At 41.4% G+C, this 17,229-nt stretch carries 23 protein-coding genes; 19 read left to right on the top strand and 4 right to left on the bottom strand.

The window, feature by feature from the left end:
* Position 1: 1 nt before the first annotated feature.
* The 6 genes from MKX97_RS08245 to MKX97_RS08270 all read left to right on the top strand — a co-directional run bounded on the left by MKX97_RS08245 (position 2) and on the right by MKX97_RS08270 (position 3,871).
* Positions 2–673, top strand: coding sequence for an ABC transporter ATP-binding protein (locus MKX97_RS08245; protein ID WP_139365925.1), 672 nt, complete (start codon positions 2–4; stop codon positions 671–673).
* A 336-nt stretch (positions 674–1,009) separates the two neighbouring features.
* The gene (locus MKX97_RS08250) at positions 1,010–1,315 is read left to right on the top strand and encodes a YfzA family protein (protein WP_342537409.1); all 306 of its coding nucleotides are present in this window, start codon (positions 1,010–1,012) and stop codon (positions 1,313–1,315) included.
* 15 nt (positions 1,316–1,330) lie between these two features.
* A complete protein-coding gene (locus MKX97_RS08255; RefSeq protein WP_340758794.1) occupies positions 1,331–1,702 on the top strand; it encodes a GntR family transcriptional regulator in 372 nt (123 codons plus the stop codon).
* A gap of 5 nt (positions 1,703–1,707) precedes the next feature.
* The gene (locus MKX97_RS08260) at positions 1,708–2,574 is read left to right on the top strand and encodes an ATP-binding cassette domain-containing protein (RefSeq protein WP_009496723.1); all 867 of its coding nucleotides are present in this window, start codon (positions 1,708–1,710) and stop codon (positions 2,572–2,574) included.
* Positions 2,567–3,172 (top strand): ABC-2 transporter permease, encoded by a 606-nt coding sequence (locus MKX97_RS08265; protein ID WP_009496721.1) that lies wholly within the window; start codon positions 2,567–2,569, stop codon positions 3,170–3,172. Before MKX97_RS08260 ends, MKX97_RS08265 begins: the two co-directional genes overlap by 8 nt.
* Positions 3,173–3,412: 240 nt before the next feature.
* Complete coding sequence (locus MKX97_RS08270; protein ID WP_342537410.1) at positions 3,413–3,871, top strand: helix-turn-helix domain-containing protein; 459 nt, start codon at positions 3,413–3,415, stop codon at positions 3,869–3,871.
* Positions 3,872–3,951: 80 nt separating this feature from the next.
* Here MKX97_RS08270 and MKX97_RS08275 read toward each other — a convergent pair whose 3' ends face one another.
* Positions 3,952–4,731: an NRDE family protein gene (locus MKX97_RS08275; protein WP_342537411.1), complete on the bottom strand. Its 780-nt coding sequence runs from the start codon at positions 4,729–4,731 to the stop codon at positions 3,952–3,954.
* A 242-nt stretch (positions 4,732–4,973) separates the two neighbouring features.
* Here MKX97_RS08275 and MKX97_RS08280 point away from each other — a divergent pair, with 242 nt between their 5' ends.
* The 7 genes from MKX97_RS08280 to MKX97_RS08310 all read left to right on the top strand — a co-directional run bounded on the left by MKX97_RS08280 (position 4,974) and on the right by MKX97_RS08310 (position 10,252).
* Positions 4,974–5,729 (top strand): DUF2087 domain-containing protein, encoded by a 756-nt coding sequence (locus MKX97_RS08280; RefSeq protein ID WP_078816608.1) that lies wholly within the window; start codon positions 4,974–4,976, stop codon positions 5,727–5,729.
* A 20-nt stretch (positions 5,730–5,749) separates the two neighbouring features.
* Positions 5,750–6,106, top strand: coding sequence for a GIY-YIG nuclease family protein (locus tag MKX97_RS08285; protein WP_040758765.1), 357 nt, complete (start codon positions 5,750–5,752; stop codon positions 6,104–6,106).
* Between the two features lie 110 nt (positions 6,107–6,216).
* The gene (locus tag MKX97_RS08290) at positions 6,217–6,630 is read left to right on the top strand and encodes a pyridoxamine 5'-phosphate oxidase family protein (protein WP_342537412.1); all 414 of its coding nucleotides are present in this window, start codon (positions 6,217–6,219) and stop codon (positions 6,628–6,630) included.
* Positions 6,631–6,788: 158 nt separating this feature from the next.
* The gene (locus MKX97_RS08295) at positions 6,789–8,042 is read left to right on the top strand and encodes a UV damage repair protein UvrX (RefSeq protein WP_040758104.1); all 1,254 of its coding nucleotides are present in this window, start codon (positions 6,789–6,791) and stop codon (positions 8,040–8,042) included.
* Between the two features lie 626 nt (positions 8,043–8,668).
* A complete protein-coding gene (locus MKX97_RS08300; RefSeq protein WP_009496714.1) occupies positions 8,669–9,379 on the top strand; it encodes a cytochrome c biogenesis protein CcdA in 711 nt (236 codons plus the stop codon).
* A gap of 32 nt (positions 9,380–9,411) precedes the next feature.
* Positions 9,412–9,744 (top strand): thioredoxin family protein, encoded by a 333-nt coding sequence (locus MKX97_RS08305; RefSeq protein ID WP_342537413.1) that lies wholly within the window; start codon positions 9,412–9,414, stop codon positions 9,742–9,744.
* Entirely contained in the window at positions 9,737–10,252 is a 516-nt protein-coding gene (locus tag MKX97_RS08310; protein WP_009496712.1) for a cytochrome c biogenesis protein CcdC, read from the top strand. Before MKX97_RS08305 ends, MKX97_RS08310 begins: the two co-directional genes overlap by 8 nt.
* Positions 10,253–10,312: 60 nt before the next feature.
* On the opposite strand, the gene MKX97_RS08315 is transcribed toward MKX97_RS08310, so the two are convergent.
* Positions 10,313–10,723, bottom strand: a complete 411-nt coding sequence (locus tag MKX97_RS08315; protein ID WP_040758759.1) for a DUF2621 domain-containing protein — start codon at positions 10,721–10,723, stop codon at positions 10,313–10,315.
* Between the two features lie 132 nt (positions 10,724–10,855).
* Between MKX97_RS08315 and MKX97_RS08320 the strand changes: the two genes are divergently transcribed.
* From MKX97_RS08320 to MKX97_RS08340, 5 genes are all read left to right on the top strand, one after another.
* On the top strand, positions 10,856–11,080 hold the full coding sequence (locus MKX97_RS08320) for a DUF1659 domain-containing protein (protein ID WP_009496710.1): 225 nt from the start codon (positions 10,856–10,858) through the stop codon (positions 11,078–11,080).
* Positions 11,081–11,104: 24 nt separating this feature from the next.
* Positions 11,105–11,323 carry a DUF2922 domain-containing protein gene (locus MKX97_RS08325; RefSeq protein ID WP_009496707.1) on the top strand — a complete coding sequence of 73 codons (219 nt, stop codon included), beginning with the start codon at positions 11,105–11,107 and terminating at the stop codon, positions 11,321–11,323.
* Between the two features lie 76 nt (positions 11,324–11,399).
* On the top strand, positions 11,400–11,528 hold the full coding sequence (locus tag MKX97_RS08330) for a YvrJ family protein (RefSeq protein ID WP_078816612.1): 129 nt from the start codon (positions 11,400–11,402) through the stop codon (positions 11,526–11,528).
* Between the two features lie 120 nt (positions 11,529–11,648).
* Positions 11,649–12,239 carry an SCO family protein gene (locus tag MKX97_RS08335; RefSeq protein WP_009496695.1) on the top strand — a complete coding sequence of 197 codons (591 nt, stop codon included), beginning with the start codon at positions 11,649–11,651 and terminating at the stop codon, positions 12,237–12,239.
* Positions 12,240–12,259: 20 nt separating this feature from the next.
* Positions 12,260–12,940: a lytic transglycosylase domain-containing protein gene (locus MKX97_RS08340; RefSeq protein WP_009496693.1), complete on the top strand. Its 681-nt coding sequence runs from the start codon at positions 12,260–12,262 to the stop codon at positions 12,938–12,940.
* A gap of 48 nt (positions 12,941–12,988) precedes the next feature.
* Here MKX97_RS08340 and MKX97_RS08345 read toward each other — a convergent pair whose 3' ends face one another.
* Together MKX97_RS08345 and MKX97_RS08350 are read right to left on the bottom strand one after the other, a co-directional pair.
* Positions 12,989–13,243: a GlsB/YeaQ/YmgE family stress response membrane protein gene (locus MKX97_RS08345; protein ID WP_009496691.1), complete on the bottom strand. Its 255-nt coding sequence runs from the start codon at positions 13,241–13,243 to the stop codon at positions 12,989–12,991.
* Positions 13,244–13,388: 145 nt separating this feature from the next.
* On the bottom strand, positions 13,389–13,937 hold the full coding sequence (locus MKX97_RS08350; protein ID WP_040758103.1) for an isochorismatase family cysteine hydrolase: 549 nt from the start codon (positions 13,935–13,937) through the stop codon (positions 13,389–13,391).
* A 520-nt stretch (positions 13,938–14,457) separates the two neighbouring features.
* Between MKX97_RS08350 and acnA the strand changes: the two genes are divergently transcribed.
* Entirely contained in the window at positions 14,458–17,172 is a 2,715-nt protein-coding gene (acnA, locus tag MKX97_RS08355) for an aconitate hydratase AcnA (protein WP_040758102.1), read from the top strand.
* Positions 17,173–17,229 lie beyond the last annotated feature (57 nt).

The raw sequence follows: 17,229 nt of genomic DNA on the forward strand, positions 1-17,229 counted from the left end.
GGTGGTATATGCAATTGAATTACAAGATATATCAAAACAATTTTCAGGTCACGAAGTATTAAAAAATATTCAATTAAAGATTGGACAAGGTCAAACGGTTGGGATTGTCGGTGGGAATGGTAGCGGTAAATCAGTTCTATTTAAATTGATATGTGGATTTGTTGTGCCGACTAGTGGGCAAATAAAAATACGACAGCAAGTTCTAGGAGAACAAATCGATTTTCCGGAAGGTGTAGGCGTCTTTATCAACGAACCTGGCTACATCGAACTTTTTAGTGGCTTTAAAAATCTACAATACTTGGCTGCCATTACGAATCGTATTACCGATAAGCAGATCGAGAAGGCGATGCAATTAGTTGGCTTAAACCCTAAAAATAAGGCAAAAGTAAAGGATTACTCCCTGGGTATGAAACAAAAGTTAGGAATTGCACAAGCTATTATGGAAAATCAAGATATTTTAATTTTAGATGAACCTTTCAACGCACTGGATTATAAGACATATCAAGACGTAAAAGAAATTATCAAACACTTAAAAGAACAGCAGAAGACCATATTACTGACAAGTCACCATTTTGCTGATATTGAAGAGTTATGTGATGAAATATTTGTTATCGAAGATGGTGAATTGATCCCTTTAACAGATCATTATAAAAAACAATTTATGAAAAAATAGGTTTTATGAATTTGAGCGGATGTAAATTAGTACAATTAGAAGTTGGAAGTAGGCGGATTTTTTAAAGGACTTTTACTTAATAGGAGCATGTTTTGGGGGAAAACCTCAAAACGTGCTTTTTTTGTTTGCTTCTTAAACAAATGGAGTTGAGATCCAATATATTTCAGCTTGCCTTATTTCATGCTGTTGTAGTCTTACCGTGCTTCTGATCTATTCTTTTTAAATTAGTTGAATAATGTTTCCTGTTTGTATATAGTGTGTATATAGAACATATACATTGTGCAGTTCGAATTTAAAAAACGATCAAATATTGAAGTAGAGAGGAGATGGGTCCAATTGCTAGGCACAGAAAAAACATTTCCTACTAAGCGAGCGAAACGCTGGATGCTCACCATTGGAATATTTTTAATTGTTCAGTTGGTCTTTATTGCTGTGGATGGCACGTTCCTTGAACCAAACATAAACGATAGCGGCAACTTGTTCGCCAGGACAGGAAGGTGGATTTTGAACTTAAAAATCTTTACAGAATGGATCACTCTGTATTCCTATCCATTTTTTAATATGTTTACAATCGTCCATATTCTGGCGATATTCATTCAAGCGATACAGGACATTCATTCTATTATATTTTCAAAAAAATAGTGAAGAGGGATTGGCATGCAAATAATCATTTCCAATAGTTCAAAGGAGCCGATTTATGAACAAATCACGAATCAAATTAAATCGTCTATTTTAGCAGGAGAACTGAAGGAGGGGGATGTAATACCTTCCATGCGAAAACTCGCAAAGGATTTACACATCAGTGTAATAACGACGAAACGGGCCTATGAGGAATTGGAGAAGGCAGGTTTTATCTATTCGATTGTCGGAAAGGGATCTTTTGTCGCTGAGCAAAATTTAGAGATGATACGAGAGAAGAAGTTAAAGGTCATTGAGGAGCAACTTAGTATGGTCATAGCGAATAGCAGGGAGATTGGCATGTCGACTGAGGAGCTGCAACAATTATTGAACATTTTATCCGAGGAGTGAAATGAATGGAAAATGTGGTTGAATTAAAAAATGTCACGAAGAAATTCAAAGGTTTTTCCGTAGAAAACATTGATTTGCAGGTAAAGAAAGGTTTTGTAACGGGATTCATTGGAGCCAATGGAGCTGGTAAGTCGACAACGATAAAAATGATCATGAATCTACTAAAACCGGATACCGGGGAAATTAAAATTTTCGGGTTGGACTATCAGACACATGAGAAGGAGATCAAGGAGCGTATTGGATTTGTCTACGATGGCAATGTATTTTTTGAAGGACTGAATTTAAAAGATATAAAACGCATCGTTGCGCCGGCTTACAAACATTGGGATGATACGTTGTTTGAGCAATTTGTGGACCAATTTGAACTACCGCTTAATAAAGCAATAAAAACATTCTCAAAAGGGATGCAAATGAAGGCTTCATTAGCGATCGCGCTCTCACATCATGCAGAGCTGATTATTATGGATGAACCGACAGCAGGCTTAGATCCCATTTTCAGACGCGAGTTGCTGAATCTTTTACAGGAATTCATGGTGGACGGCAATCGGACGATTTTTTTCTCTACTCATATTACAACTGATTTAGACCGCATCGCAGATTATATAGCTTTCCTGCAGAGAGGCGAATTAGTATTTAATCAATCGATTCACGATGTAGCTGAAAACTATGCGCTCGTTAAGGGAAGGGTGGAACTGCTGGATCGAGATACAGAAAAGGCCTTCGTTCATATACATCGTGCGCCAACAGGATTTGAGGCATTAACGAATAATGTGAATGCGGTGAATAATACGTTCGGGAATTCGGTTGTCATTGAACGGGCATCATTGGAAGATATCATGTATTACATGAAAGGAAGAGAGAGCTATGTTTAATTTGATCAGACGAGATGTCATACTTCAGAAAAGGCTGCTGTTAACCTTTATTCCTTTTATCGCATTCTTTATTATTATGGACTCACATCCAGCCCTGATTTTTCTCGTTGCCAGTATTTTCATTCCCTTTAATGCGTATGGTTATGATGAAAAAGCGGAGACGAATATACTATTAAATTCTTTACCTTACACGCGCAGGGAAATTATCGCGTCACGCTATCTTGGCGCTATCATCTATATGATATTAGCTATTGGGGTGACGAGTCTGGCACTATTTGCTTTGGATAAATCATTTACGATGACTGATATTGCGATTGGTGGCGGCTTATTCTTATTATTTTCCGCGTTTACCTTTCCGTTATTCCATATATTTAAACCGGGTAATATTACAACGGTTGTTCTTATTGGCTTTATCCTTTTGGCAGGTGTCGTACCGCCTATTGTGATGTTTTTTGCTGAACATTTAACAGCGATCACTGATTTTATTGTCAACGTACCCACTACATATTTATATTGGGGCGCTGCAGCTATTATCCTGGTAGCTTATACTGTATCTTGGGGAGTTACCACTACCATTTACCAACGAAAAGCATTCTAATTGAATTTTTTATTTTAGAAATCTGCTGAGTGAATTAGCCTCCGCAGGTTTCTTTTCTTTGTGAATTAAACATTTTTGAGAATGCTAAAATTAAAGATATTTCGATAAATACTGCATGCCTATGGTAGACTAGCAATAAGATATTCAACTAAATTACAATATTTATTACTATACTCTCTAAAAGTAACTAAATACTTTAAAAGTGTATTAATACACTTTTAGTGTAAAAGGGGTGTTTAGATGAATAAACAAACGGTAATTGATCTAGTGTTACCTAGGCTGAAGTTGATTCGTACAGAAATGGATTATACGCAAGATCAGATGGCGGATATATTAGGGATTTCGAAGAAGACTCTTGTGCAACTGGAGAAAGGTCGTCAAGAGTTGAGTTGGACGGTTGCTGTGGCGATTTGCGCGTTGTTTAGGGAAAGTGCCTTGCTGCGCTCTGTCCTAGGGGATGATCCGGTAGAGTTGGCCGAGATTGCTGTACATCCAGAGGTCCATATACGTGAGCTCGCAACAAGTGGAACTGTCAATTGGTGGACGGAGATCGGGCAATGGCAGCATTATAAGCTCCAACAACATACGACGGGCGGTCATTACCGGATTATTGGGGAAGAGGATAGGCGGCTCTTCAGCACTGCGGATCGAGAAAAAGCGTTAACGGAATTTAAGAAATATATGGATATAACATCTTAGTTATTTCGATATAATTACGAAATTGATTATATGAAAATAGTTTATTTGTTTTATTGGAATAATAAAACCGGCTACCTGTGTTATGAGGTTGCCGGTTCTTCTATTTCAAATGAAAATTTTTGTGTGGTGGTAAATTCACCATTCTTGAATGTTCGCTCTTCAAAATATACGCGGTCGTCTGAATCTATTAAAACTACGGTTGTGCAACGAGTCCCATACCCTTCAGAAGCAATGAATATGGAGGATAGCAAACTTTCCAACTCTTCGCCCGCCCCTGTATCAGGCAGTTGTTCAAGTGGAAAGCCTTCCGCCCGCTGCATCATTTCGAACAAGATATCGACATCGATTTTATCTGTAGTTTTCGTATAATCGCGCAAAAGCCTTTTCGTTTCTTCGACTTTTGGCCAAGGTGTATCGAGCAATGCGTTGCTAAGTCCGTATGTGCCTGTTGTTAGATGCTTGATTGACTGTTCCAAATTTGAGTAATAAAACAGTTCTTCGCTTGACCCGGCCAATACATTGAAACCGGTGTACTCGTCATGATTGGCATGCAGTTGCTCCATAAATTCACGTGGCGGAGTCTGTGATTGTAAATAGGAAGAGACAATATGCCCTCGTGATTGTTTTCCTTTGATCGGAAGTGAGAAGTCACGAAAATTGGTTAACGCAGCAATTTTACCTTGTTTATTGACGCCCAGCCAAGTTCCCATTTGTTCTAAGTCTCGCCCCGCTAAGATATCCGGATGGTCTTGCCAAAATTCGGCGGGAGCCGTCGGGCGATCATACGCTTCGTCTCGATTTGCCATGAGGATGAGCTTGTATTTTGGATGGTTCTGTAATTGGAAAGCTAGTAGACACATTCTATCGAACCTCGCCTTTTATGTAGTTTTGGTTAGTGTACCATGTAAACGCTAGCTAGATAAATTTTCTTGTTTTGTTAACAGACATTCATTCGTTTCGTTTGGATATTTTAAAACGCAGAATGAAAATGTTTGTTTTTTTATTGACACGCTGATATGTTGAAGCTATTATAATCAATATAATGCAAACGAATCGTGAATGTGTTTGCTTAAAAATCAACTTTAATTGGATGTGTTTAGTAATGGATCTGTCTGAACTTTTTTGGAATGCCACGATGCCAGAATTAAAACAAGGCTATATTTTGGAAAAAGACTGTTACATTTGCTTGCTGTGTGGCAAGGAAGTTGAGAAGGGAATTATTTACCCTTCTGAAAATATCCTCTATGAAGCGGAGAGATATATGAGGCTGCATATTGAACGTACTCACGGATCGGTATTTGATTATTTGATCGGTTTGGATAAGAAATTGACTGGTCTTACAAGTCATCAAAGCCAGCTTCTTCATCTCTTTTATCAAGGCAGGAATGATAAAGACGTACAGCAGACGTTAGGGATCGGCAGTACGTCTACTGTACGGCATCATCGCTTTGTCTTGAAAGAGAAGGAACGTCAAGCGAAGACGTTTTTAGCGATGATGGAATTACTGAAAGAAAAGGACGAATATGCACCAGCTTTCATACCGCCTCATACGACGGCTAAAATGGTCGATGACCGATACGCTGTGACGGAAAAAGAAAAACAGGAGACCATTAAGAAGTTTTTCCCTGATGGAACGACAGGACGGTTAGAGAAATTCCCGCCAAAAGAAAAACAGCGCCTAATTGTTCTGCGGGAGCTTACGAAGCGATTTGACAATGAAGTCACTTACAGTGAACAGGAAACAAATTGTATTTTAGAAGAAGTTTATGAAGATTATGTGCTGATCAGAAGGTATTTAATCGAGTATGGATTACTGGACCGTACGTCAGATGGGAGTCAATATTGGCTGAAATCATAATGAGGAAGCAGGAGATGCAAATGGATCGAAAAAAAGAATTGAAACAGTTATATAAAGAGACGAAGATCGAGGCAGGTGTATATCAAATTAAAAACACCGTAAATCAAAAATTGTTTATTGGCAGTACACCGAATTTCAAAACATTAAATGGGGTGAAATTCAGTCTGAATACAGGTGTGTATATGAATAAAGCGCTGCAAGAAGAGTGGAACACATTTGGAAAAGAAGCGTTTCAAATAGACATCCTGGAAACCCTTAAAAAGAAGGAAGGTCCATTTTACAATGCAAAAGAAGCGCTGATGGAACTGGAGGATAAGTGGTTGGGCTGTCTTCAGCCTTATGATGAGCAAGGATATAATGTCAAGAAGCCTTCTTGATCTTGGAATTCGTGGTTTGTCCGGTCACTCGAATGGATTGCTTCTCTCTCAAAGTTTAGAAAATGATCATTTGGGAAGAGTAGAAGTAATCGTGAAAGGAGCGATCGTTGATGAATGCGATGGATACAGTGAAGAAAATTTTAGATGAAAGTTTTATTGGTACGATGGCGACGGTTGATAATAATAAGCCGTATAGTCGGTATATGACGTTTGTGAATGATGGCTTGTCGCTCTACACACCTACGAGCAACCAGACGGATAAGGTGGAGGATCTAGAAGATAATCCGTATACCCATATTCTAATCGGTTATGAGGGAGAGGGATTTGGTGATGCGTATGTCGAATACGCAGGGCGTGTATCCATTTCTTCAGATGAACAGATCAAGAAGAAAATTTGGAATAATCAAATAAAAAAATGGTTTGATGGTCCCGAGGATCCGAAATTGGTGATTTTGAAAATTGAACCTGAAGCCATTCGTCTAATGAATAAATCCGGAGAACCGCCACAGGATATTTCTCTTTAAATAAGGACAAAAACAGCCTATTGTTTGGCTGTTTTTTTGTTCAAAAAACCTACTACGCCCAATTTTATGTCATTTATCCGCCAACTCCCATTGATTGAACTCTGTGTGGGTGGGTAATATAGGGGTGAGGAACATTCGTTCTTATGGAGGTGAAGGTCATGACAGAGCACTTGCCACACAGACAGATCGCTTGTTTAGATATGCGCAGCTTCTACGCCAGCTGTGCTGCTGCAATGGAAGGGTTGGATGTGATGAAGGTGCCAATTGCGATTATCGGCGATATTGAGCGTAAAGGCGGGGTTGTCCTTGCTGCGTCTCCGCCGCTCAAAAAGCAGTTCGGCATCAAGACAGGTATGCGGCTATATGAGATTCCAAACGATGCAAGTATTCATTTGATTGAGCCGAAAATGCAATTTTTTATTGATGTTTCGATGGAACTGACGAAGTTATTGAATCGCTATGTTCCGAAAGAAGCAATCCATGTATACAGCATTGATGAAAGTTTCGTCGATTTCACAGGGACAGAAAAGTTATGGGGCCCCTTGGATGACATCATCTATCGGATACAGGATGAGTTGTATCGGCAGTTTCAACTTCATTCCGCTTGCGGGGTTGGTCCGAATATGCTGTTAGCTAAGCTGGCGCTTGATTTGGAGGCGAAGAAAACAGGTGTGGCATACTGGACATACGAAGATGTGCCGAAGAAGCTTTGGCCAGTATCACCTCTTCGGAATATGTGGGGAATCGGCAGAAGAATGGAACGCACATTGGAAGACATGGGGATTTATTCTGTGGGCGACCTGGCAAGAACACCGCTTGAGCGTCTGGAAAAGAAATTTGGCGTCATGGGAAACCAGTTATATTACCATGCGCACGGAATTGATTATTCAACGCTCGGATCGGTTTTGATCAAAGGACAAATCAGTTACGGCAAAGGTCAGACCTTGCTGCGAGATTACATAAAGATGAATGAGATTTTAACCGTTCTCCTGGAGATGTGTGAGGACACTGCTATGCGCGCACGATTGGCAGGCAAGAAAGGTCGCACTGTGCAACTGTCATTCGGCTATTCCAAACATGCCTTAGGTGGCGGATTTCAACGCAGAAAAACGCTGGCGGAAGCAACGAATGAAACCTTGGTCATCTACCACACATGTGTAGAACTGCTTGAGACTTACCACGATGGCCGACCCGTCCGCCACATTTCCGTCACCCTTACCAATTTAGAAACTGAACACGGCATCCAGCTCGACTTGTTCAAACCAACCAACTGGAAACAACAGCGGATCGGTCATGTAATGGATGAACTCCGCCTAAAATACGGCTCCACAGCCATACTCCGCGCCGTCTCCATCACTTCCGGCGGGACTGCTTACAGGCGAAACAAGCTAATTGGCGGGCATTATAAATAAAAGCGGAAGACGCCGTTTAGCCTCGACAGGCGTTGGAAGACGAGCAATAAAGGCGTTTTTTGCCTTTACTGCTTGTCTGAAACGTCCCGAGAGGCTGGCGTCTGCAGCTGGATATAAATAAAAACGGAAGACGCCGTTTAGCCTCGACAGGCGTTGGAAGACGAGCAATAAAGGCGTTTTTTGCCTTTACTGCTTGTCTGAAACGTCCCGAGAGGCTGGCGTCTGCAGCTGGATATAAATAAAAGCGGAAGACGCCGTTTAGCCTCGACAGGCGTTGGAAGGAAAGCAATAAAGGCGTTTTTTGCCTTTACTGCTTGTCTGAAACGTTCCGAGAGGCTGGCGTCTGCAGCTGGATAGAAGTTAAAAGCGGAAGACGCTGTCGAGCCTCGACCGGCGTTAGGAACTCACCCGAAATTGCTTGAGCAAAAAGGATGGTACTATACAATTCACAATGTATGAACTTCAGAACAGCATACAGGAGAATGGCTGAGAGGTTGTCAAAAAGATTTCACAAACAAATGGGGCGTAATCTATACGCGGTTTTGTTACGATAGGGTGGGAGAGTTGGCGGGATAAAATATGTCTGCCGTCTATCTACTATTGCTTAGCGTGAAGGAGGAAATAGTTTGGGAACGGATGTGAATATATTTTTTGCGTTCGGAGCGGGTTTTCTAAGTTTCATTTCTCCGTGCGTCTTGCCGTTATACCCAGCCTTTATATCGTACATCACCGGAATGTCGTTGGATGATCTGGGAGATAAGTCAAAAGGTATGAACCGTACCGGTATTTTACATACGTTATTCTTTTTACTCGGATTTTCCGTTGTGTTTGTCTTTCTGGGATTCAGTACATCGTTTATCGGAGCAATATTTTTACAGTATCAAGATTTAATCCGTCAAATTGGTGCGATCTTCATTGTCCTTTTTGGTTTGATGACCATTGGATTATTCAAACCTGAATTTCTGATGAAGGAGAAAAAGCTGCAATTCAAGAATCGGCCGGCCGGTTATCTCGGCACTGCTTTAATCGGGTTAGCGTTTTCCGCTGGCTGGCAGCCTTGTATGGGGCCAATAATTGGAGCGATCATTTATTTGGCGGCTACAAATCCGGCTTCTAGTATGTTGTATATGATGTTGTATGTTCTTGGCTTTGCGATTCCGTTTTTCTTCTTGTCTTTCTTCATCACAAGAATTGGTTGGATTCGAAAGCACAGCATGAAAATTACCAAAGCGGGCGGATATCTCATGATTGCATTTGGGATTTTGCTGTTCTTTAATGGAATGGTGTACCTGACTAGTTTGCTCAGCCCGATCTTTGGTGATTTCCAAGGTTTCTAATTAAAGGTCATGAAACAGAAAAGAGGTGTACTATGCAGGAACTTACTTCTTTTGAAGAATGGCAACACGTATTGAACGAATCCAAGCAATTCCTATTGTTCGTCAAGACCCATCATTGTTCTGTTTGTGAAGGGCTTTACCCTCAAGTGGCGGCGCTCGAAAGCCGTTACCCTTTTCCTTTTTACAGAGTCAATGCAGCGGAAGTTCCTGAAATGGCTGGCCAGCTGGCACTCTTTACAGCACCTGTCGTATTGCTGTTTCATCAGAAGAAAGAACTGGCTCGTTTTGCTCGAATAGTCCCAATGAATGACTTGACGAAACGGATGGATGAACTGGTTGAGTGGGGGAACGTAGAGGATGCTTAAGTTGCAAGAGTTGGTAGATTATATTTTCACAAGCATTCCGCCGGTTTATTTGATTATTGGCTCTACCGTGATTTTTATTGTCATGACAACATTCGTCTATACAATGCGTGCAAGAGCCGCGAGTAAACCCATTCAGGCGAAGAAGATCATTTTGCCGCCGTTGTTCATGTCAACTGGAATGCTGATGTTCTTGTTCGATGAATTTCAAGTGCCATGGATACAAGTGCTGGAAGCAAGCCTCGTGGGATTGGTTTTCTCTGCTGTTCTCATTAAAACCACAATGTTTGAAATGAAGGAAGACGGAATTTACTTGAAGAAATCGAAAGCTTTCCTCGTGATCCTATTCAGCTTGTTGATTTTACGGATGGTCGGCAAGCTCGTGCTCAGCAGTTCGATAGATGTAGGAGAATTAGGTGGCATGTTTTTCATATTGGCATTCTCGATGATTTTGCCGTGGAGAGTCGGCATGCTTGTGAAATTTAAAAAGCTTGAAAAGAGCGCAAACTAAAAGCAATCTGTCCATTGATCACTTTTGATCGTTTGGACAGATTGCTTTTTTTATCATTTACTAGCCGAATAAATGTTCATACGGCTGCATGTCGACTTCCATCTCATTCAGCTTTTTACGCAGAAAATTATGGTCTCGTTTGGGTGTCGCAAGAATATAGCCTTTAATAATATGGTCGAATTCAATTGTTTTTGCTCGGTCTTCTAGCGCAATTTGGCCAATTTTAGAAGCGATCTTTTGTTTTGCTACATCCCGGAATAGTTCAGGAACCGGTGTAACCAATTCATTCAACATACCCTTTGCTTCCGTATTCCATAAATGCAGGGATTCATTGACATAATGCTCTTCCCAATCGAGCGTCGATTTGCCGTCTTCTTTCGGAAAGACTTTAAGAAACTTTCGGAACATAAAGAATCCGCCGATACCGAATAAGCCAATTAGTACAACGCCCCAAAATAGGATAAACCACATAAATAGGTCTTGCACTGTTTTTCACCTCTTCCATTCTACTATCCATTATAAAAGCATTTCGAAAATATTTCACTAACAAAGTATCTTTTTTGTTCTTTCGTTCTATGTAAGGGATGAAAGGAGGTGAGACATATGGCAGCTTCACTAGAATTCAGTCAGGCAGTAGGCAAGATTCACTTCAATGCAGGGACGAATGAAAAGGGTAACATCATTCGTAAGGTAAAGACGTATAAACACATTACAAGAGAGTCTACTGCAACGGACTTGAGCGTAGCATTCACGCAATTAGCGTCACTTTCTAGCTATTTGATGATGAAGGCGGAGAAAGTGGTAACGGAAGAAGTGCAGGATGACTAAAAAAACAAAAGGAGGAATTCACACATGGCAAAAGTATTGGAATTGACATTTCTGACTGCAGTAGAAACACCGGTCAAACTAACGGTCGATGAGCCGCGAGAAGACATCACGGAAGAGCAAGTTGAGTCGGTCATGCAGCGAGTGATCGAAAGTGGTGTCTTTGTGGCAGATGACTCTCAACTCGCGTCTATTAAAAGTGCACGGATCGTTGAGCGGGATGCGCGCACCATATTGACTCGTTAATAATGCAAGAAAATCGGCATTCAGTTCTCTACTGGACGCCGGTTTTTTTACTTTGAAAAGAGAGGAGGAGTGGACTATGGAGCAATGGCTGCAACTGATCCAGGATATCGGGTTTCCGGTCTTTGTATCGTTTTACCTGTTACATCGTTTGGAAGTAAAGCTGGAAGCGATCCATGAAGTTCTCTCAGATATTAAAAACCGCTGAACTTCATCAGAACTTCATGAAACCGTCAATGTTTAGCCAAATAGGAACAGAGCTCCGCCTTGTTTGGCAAACGAACTTTCGATATGATAAAGTGACTATCAGAAGCTGGAGGAATTGATTATGAAGAAAAAGTTTTTTGTACCGCTGATGCTTATTTTTGTACTCATGCTGAGTGCGTGTGGCGGCGGATTCAAAGCGGACCATAAGTATAAGGTGGAACCATTTGAATTTACCAATCAAAATCATGAAAAAGTATCGAATGAAGACTTGAAAGGTGATGTGTGGTTGGCACAGTTCATTTTTACGGTCTGTACGTCTGCCTGTCCTCCAATGATGAATAATATGGTGGAGTTGCAGGAAAATTTACAAGCAGAAGGTGTGGAGGATTACAAAATCGTATCCTTCAGCATTGACCCTGATGTCGATACACCGGAAGCTTTGAAGGAGTATATGCAAGCATTTGGCCCTCCTGATGAAAGTAAATGGGAGATGCTAACGGGATATGATATGAAAACAATTGAGAAGCTAGCGGCCAGTTCATTTAAGACTGCTGTAAAAGACATCCCAAATAGTGATCAAGTGTTACACGGTACTGCTTTTGGCTTAGTTAACCAAAAAGGCGAGGTTGTAAAACTATATGATGGGTATAGCGACGTACCATATGATACAATCGTCAAAGACATGAAAGAATTGATTAAAGAAGGTAACTAATTTTAGAAAGAGGTGGGGCAATGAAGAAAAAGAAGGTCAGCCGGTCGATCCGCATCAAAGTCGCCTTCTTGATCTTATTAATTCCCGTTGCCGTCACCGTCTTCACGATTGCTGCGATACTTTGGACGAGCATTGAGAAAAGCGATGTCATTCGCAAGTCTGCTTCCACGCTTTTGAGTATCCAGGATCGACAGACAGGAACCGTGATACCTGAAGAATACATCCCCATCTATATAGCTGCAGCTGAAAAATATGATATCCCATGGACGCTTCTCGCTGCACATCATCGGATCGAGACGAGGTTTTCCACAATGAATACCGATGTTTCACCCGCCGGAGCCGAAGGACCAATGCAGTTCATGCCGTGCACGTTTGTAGGATGGGGTTATCCTGGCTGTAAAGACCTTGGGAAAGGTGATATTCCTCAAAAGGATAAAACGAATCCCGATGTGATAAAGAAATATGGCGGCTATGGTGTAGATGCAAATGGTGACGGTATTGCCGACCCGTTTGATATTGAAGATGCGATATTCAGCGCAGCGAATTATCTCTCCAAAAGTGGAGCAGCAGACGGAGATATAGAAAAAGCGATTTTTCATTACAATCACAGTGAAACCTATGTAGAAGACGTTCTCTGGTATTTTAAGGAATTTGAAGACCAACGCAAGGAAAAAGAATCAAAAATACAAGCAGCTAAATAAAACGTGGAGCCACCGTTAAAGGTAGCTCCACATTTTTTAGCGTCTAATTTAGGATGCTTTGCGCATACTCTTCATAATCAGACTTACGATGAAGACAAGAACAATCGCACCGATTAATGCTGGCAAGAAGTAGAAACTGGAAATCTGAGGACCCCATTCACCCAGCAGCGCACCACCAATCCATGCACCCACGATACCTGCAATAATGTTACCGATAATACCGCCTGGAATATCTCTACCTACGATAAGGCCAGCTAACCAACCGATAATCCCTCCGATAATTAAGAACCAAATAAAACTCATGCTGTTCATCTCCTTTAAAATTTTGTATCTAGTACGTGCTTATTATTTGTATTACCGTCTTTTTAATACATGAAACATCTTTTATTCTGTTTGGCGAAATAAAAAAGTTCAGACAGAGTAATTTCTGTTGAACTTTAAGGGGAAATTAATTAGAGATCACTGTTGCACCAAGCGTGTTTTGGAAATGAGACAATGCCCAGTCATGGCCCGCGGGATTGAAACTTGCGACGCCGCCTTCATGAATAAAAATTTTATAGCCTAGATTGTAAGCGTCTATCGCAGTATGTAAAATGCAGATATCTGTACAGACACCAGTCAAATGGATTTCCCTGATGTCTCGTGCGCGCAATTGGATGTCCAAGTCGGTTCCTGCAAATGCGCTGTATCTGGTTTTATCCATCCAAATGATTTCATCCGAATGTTCACTATATAGATCGTGCATCTTACCATAAAGATTCCGACCGAATGTGCCGCGGATGTTATGGGCGGGGAACAGAGCATTTTCAGGATGATACGGATCGTCTTTTTCATGAAGATCATTAATGACAAAAACAGGCTGCTGCTGTGCAAGAAAATCTTTTGTTAACTGTACGATATGATTCTCCAACGCGATACCGGGTTCGCCGCATGTTAAGGCTCCGTCTATAGCCACAAAATCAACTGTATAATCCACGACAAGCAATGCTTTCTTCAATTCCATCATCTCCTTTCTGTTAGTTTGCCATAGTGGCGGTTGAATATCTAGACATATGTAAAGACAATGCGGTGAGAAATTTCTCTTTTCCCAAGGAGAACACCATGAAACTCGCTACTCACAAGGCAAATATTAATGCCTTACCAAAGGGGATGTGCCCAGAAAGCGCCCCTGCCTGGAGGGCAAATCCCGAGGAATACACCCGTTCCTCCCTGTGTGTTTCCTTTCCAAATTAGGATATCCATTTTTAAGTGAAAGACTATGAGAGAACTATAAAATGGATTTTCACGAATCTGCCATAATGTAACAAAAAAGCACATTAAAGTAGGAAAAAGCGGTCTATTTGAGAATTGAAAAGACTAATTGAGAATTCTTAATGAAATTTGATTTAGTCATTACCTTTTCTTATGGAGCCCTATAAATTATATGTATTTTACTAATCTCCTTTGCTATACTATGATGGAGTAGAGGAAAGATGTGCATTTATAATCTTTCAGTACATAAAGGAGGAAACCAAATCATGGCAAAAAGCAATTTACACAATAGCCGAAAGTCTTTCGAAGTAAATGGAAAGACGTATAACTACTACCATTTAAAAGCTTTAGAAGAAGCAGGTCTTACAAACGTTTCGAAACTTCCTTATTCAGTGAGAGTATTACTGGAATCTGTTCTTCGTCAACACGACGGATATGTGATCAAAGATGAGCACGTTGAAGACTTGGCGAAATGGGGATCTGTAGTAAATGCAGATGCTGAAGTGCCATTCAAACCTTCACGCGTAATCCTTCAAGACTTCACAGGAGTACCTGTTGTAGTTGACCTTGCATCTTTACGTTCTGCAATGGATGAATTAGGCGGAGATCCAAACAAGATCAACCCTGAAATTCCAGTAGATTTAGTAATTGACCACTCCGTACAAGTAGACAGCTATGGTACGCCACAAGCTCTTCAAATGAACATGGAGCTTGAATTCGAGCGTAATGCTGAGCGTTACCAATTCTTAAGCTGGGCACAAAAAGCATACGATAACTACCGAGCAGTACCACCTGCAACAGGTATCGTTCACCAAGTAAACCTTGAGTATCTTGCTAACGTTGTCCATGCGGTTGAAAATGAAGATGGATCTTTCGAAACATACCCGGATACACTTGTCGGAACAGACTCCCACACTACAATGATCAACGGTATCGGCGTACTTGGATGGGGTGTTGGCGGTATCGAAGCAGAAGCAGGAATGCTTGGACAACCTTCATACTTCCCAATTCCTGAAGTAGTTGGTGTCAAGTTGGTTGGAGTACTTCCTGAAGGAACTACTGCAACAGACCTAGCACTTAAAGTAACTGAAACGCTTCGTGCACAAGGTGTAGTAGGAAAATTCGTAGAATTCTTCGGTCCTGGCGTATCGAACTTGCCATTGGCTGACCGTGCGACAATCGCAAACATGGCGCCTGAATACGGTGCTACATGTGGATTCTTCCCGGTTGACGAAGAGTCACTGAACTATATGCGCTTAACAGGCCGCGATGAGAACCATATCGAAGTAGTGAAACAATACTTGATCGAAAACGATATGTTCTTCACTCCTGAAAAGGAAGAGCCGAACTTCACAAATGTGGTTGAAATCGATCTAAGTAAAATCGAAGCGAATCTTTCTGGTCCTAAGCGTCCACAAGACTTGATTCCTCTATCTGAAATGCAACAGTCTTTCAAAGACGCAGTAGTTGCACCAGAAGGAACACAAGGCTTTGGTCTTACACCGAAAGAGCTTGAAAAGTCTGGAACGATCAAATTCGAAGATGGACGTAAAGTAGAACTGAAAACTGGTGATGTTGCGATCGCAGCAATTACTTCTTGTACAAACACTTCCAACCCTTACGTTATGTTAGGCGCGGGACTTGTTGCGAAGAAAGCTGTCGAAAAAGGACTTGTTCCTCCAGCATACGTCAAAACTTCATTGGCACCAGGTTCAAAAGTTGTTACTGGCTACTTGAATGATTCCGGCCTATCCGAGTACTTGGACAAAATCGGATTCAACACAGTTGGTTACGGATGTACAACATGTATCGGTAACTCCGGTCCATTGCTTCCTGAAATCGAAAAAACAATCGGTGACGAAGATCTACTCGTGACTTCTGTTCTTTCCGGTAACCGTAACTTCGAAGGACGCGTACACCCATTTGTTAAAGCGAACTACTTGGCTTCACCTCCACTAGTTGTTGCATATGCACTAGCTGGAACAGTGAACATTGATTTCGCAAAAGACCCAATCGGTCAAGACAAAGACGGCAACGATGTATTCTTCAAAGACATCTGGCCTTCCACTCAAGAAATTCAGGATGTAGTGAAAGCTACTGTAACGCCTGAATTGTTCCGTAAAGAATATGCGCGCGTATTCACGGAAAACGAAGCATGGAATGCAATCGAAACTACTGATGATTCTCTTTATGATTTTGATGAGTCATCTACTTATATCCAAAACCCTCCATTCTTCGAAAACCTTTCGAAAGAACCGGAAGATATCCAAACACTTGCAGGCTTGCGTGTTATCGGTAAGTTCGGTGATTCCATCACGACTGACCACATTTCACCAGCTGGGGCAATCGGTCTAAATACACCTGCGGGAATCTACTTGCGTGAAAACGGCGTAGAGCCTCGTAACTTCAACTCATACGGATCACGCCGTGGTAACCACGAAGTGATGATGCGCGGTACGTTTGCGAACATTCGTATTCGTAACCAAATCGCTAAAGGTACAGAAGGCGGGTTCACTACGTACTGGCCAACTAAAGAAGTTATGCCGATCTATGATGCAGCTATGAAGTATCAAGAAGATGGCACAGGACTAGTCGTTCTAGGCGGTAAAGACTACGGAATGGGCTCTTCACGTGACTGGGCTGCTAAGGGAACAAACTTGCTTGGAATCAGAGCAGTTATCGTAGAAAGCTTCGAGCGTATTCACCGTTCGAACCTAGTGATGATGGGTGTACTTCCACTTCAATTCATCAATGGCGAGAACATTGAATCTCTTGGCTTAACAGGCGAAGAAGAAATCGCGATCAACATCGCAGAAGGTGTTAAGCCGCGTTCAATCCTGAAAGTCGTAGCGAAAGCTCCAGACGGCAAGGAAACTGAATTTGAAGTGCTTGCACGTTTCGATTCTGAAGTTGAAATCGACTACTATCGTCACGGAGGAATCCTGCAAATGGTTCTACGTGATAAGTTGAAATCAAACTAAGTATATGATTTAAGAAAAAGATGTCCGACTTTGTTGGGCATCTTTTTTCGTGTCGTT

The organism is Sporosarcina sp. FSL K6-3508, from assembly GCF_038615825.1.
Taxonomy (GTDB): domain Bacteria; phylum Bacillota; class Bacilli; order Bacillales_A; family Planococcaceae; genus Sporosarcina; species Sporosarcina newyorkensis.

Coding starts and splice junctions, on each gene's coding strand:
- MKX97_RS08255 (WP_340758794.1), top strand. CDS start 1,331: ATGCAAATAATCATTTCCAATAGTTCAAAGGAGCCGATTTATGAACAA.
- MKX97_RS08260 (WP_009496723.1), top strand. CDS start 1,708: ATGGAAAATGTGGTTGAATTAAAAAATGTCACGAAGAAATTCAAAGGT.
- MKX97_RS08265 (WP_009496721.1), top strand. CDS start 2,567: ATGTTTAATTTGATCAGACGAGATGTCATACTTCAGAAAAGGCTGCTG.
- MKX97_RS08270 (WP_342537410.1), top strand. CDS start 3,413: ATGAATAAACAAACGGTAATTGATCTAGTGTTACCTAGGCTGAAGTTG.
- MKX97_RS08275 (WP_342537411.1), bottom strand. CDS start 4,731: ATGTGTCTACTAGCTTTCCAATTACAGAACCATCCAAAATACAAGCTC.
- MKX97_RS08280 (WP_078816608.1), top strand. CDS start 4,974: ATGGATCTGTCTGAACTTTTTTGGAATGCCACGATGCCAGAATTAAAA.
- MKX97_RS08285 (WP_040758765.1), top strand. CDS start 5,750: ATGGATCGAAAAAAAGAATTGAAACAGTTATATAAAGAGACGAAGATC.
- MKX97_RS08290 (WP_342537412.1), top strand. CDS start 6,217: ATGAATGCGATGGATACAGTGAAGAAAATTTTAGATGAAAGTTTTATT.
- MKX97_RS08295 (WP_040758104.1), top strand. CDS start 6,789: ATGACAGAGCACTTGCCACACAGACAGATCGCTTGTTTAGATATGCGC.
- MKX97_RS08305 (WP_342537413.1), top strand. CDS start 9,412: ATGCAGGAACTTACTTCTTTTGAAGAATGGCAACACGTATTGAACGAA.
- MKX97_RS08310 (WP_009496712.1), top strand. CDS start 9,737: ATGCTTAAGTTGCAAGAGTTGGTAGATTATATTTTCACAAGCATTCCG.
- MKX97_RS08315 (WP_040758759.1), bottom strand. CDS start 10,723: ATGTGGTTTATCCTATTTTGGGGCGTTGTACTAATTGGCTTATTCGGT.
- MKX97_RS08320 (WP_009496710.1), top strand. CDS start 10,856: ATGGCAGCTTCACTAGAATTCAGTCAGGCAGTAGGCAAGATTCACTTC.
- MKX97_RS08325 (WP_009496707.1), top strand. CDS start 11,105: ATGGCAAAAGTATTGGAATTGACATTTCTGACTGCAGTAGAAACACCG.
- MKX97_RS08330 (WP_078816612.1), top strand. CDS start 11,400: ATGGAGCAATGGCTGCAACTGATCCAGGATATCGGGTTTCCGGTCTTT.
- MKX97_RS08335 (WP_009496695.1), top strand. CDS start 11,649: ATGAAGAAAAAGTTTTTTGTACCGCTGATGCTTATTTTTGTACTCATG.
- MKX97_RS08340 (WP_009496693.1), top strand. CDS start 12,260: ATGAAGAAAAAGAAGGTCAGCCGGTCGATCCGCATCAAAGTCGCCTTC.
- MKX97_RS08345 (WP_009496691.1), bottom strand. CDS start 13,243: ATGAGTTTTATTTGGTTCTTAATTATCGGAGGGATTATCGGTTGGTTA.
- acnA (WP_040758102.1), top strand. CDS start 14,458: ATGGCAAAAAGCAATTTACACAATAGCCGAAAGTCTTTCGAAGTAAAT.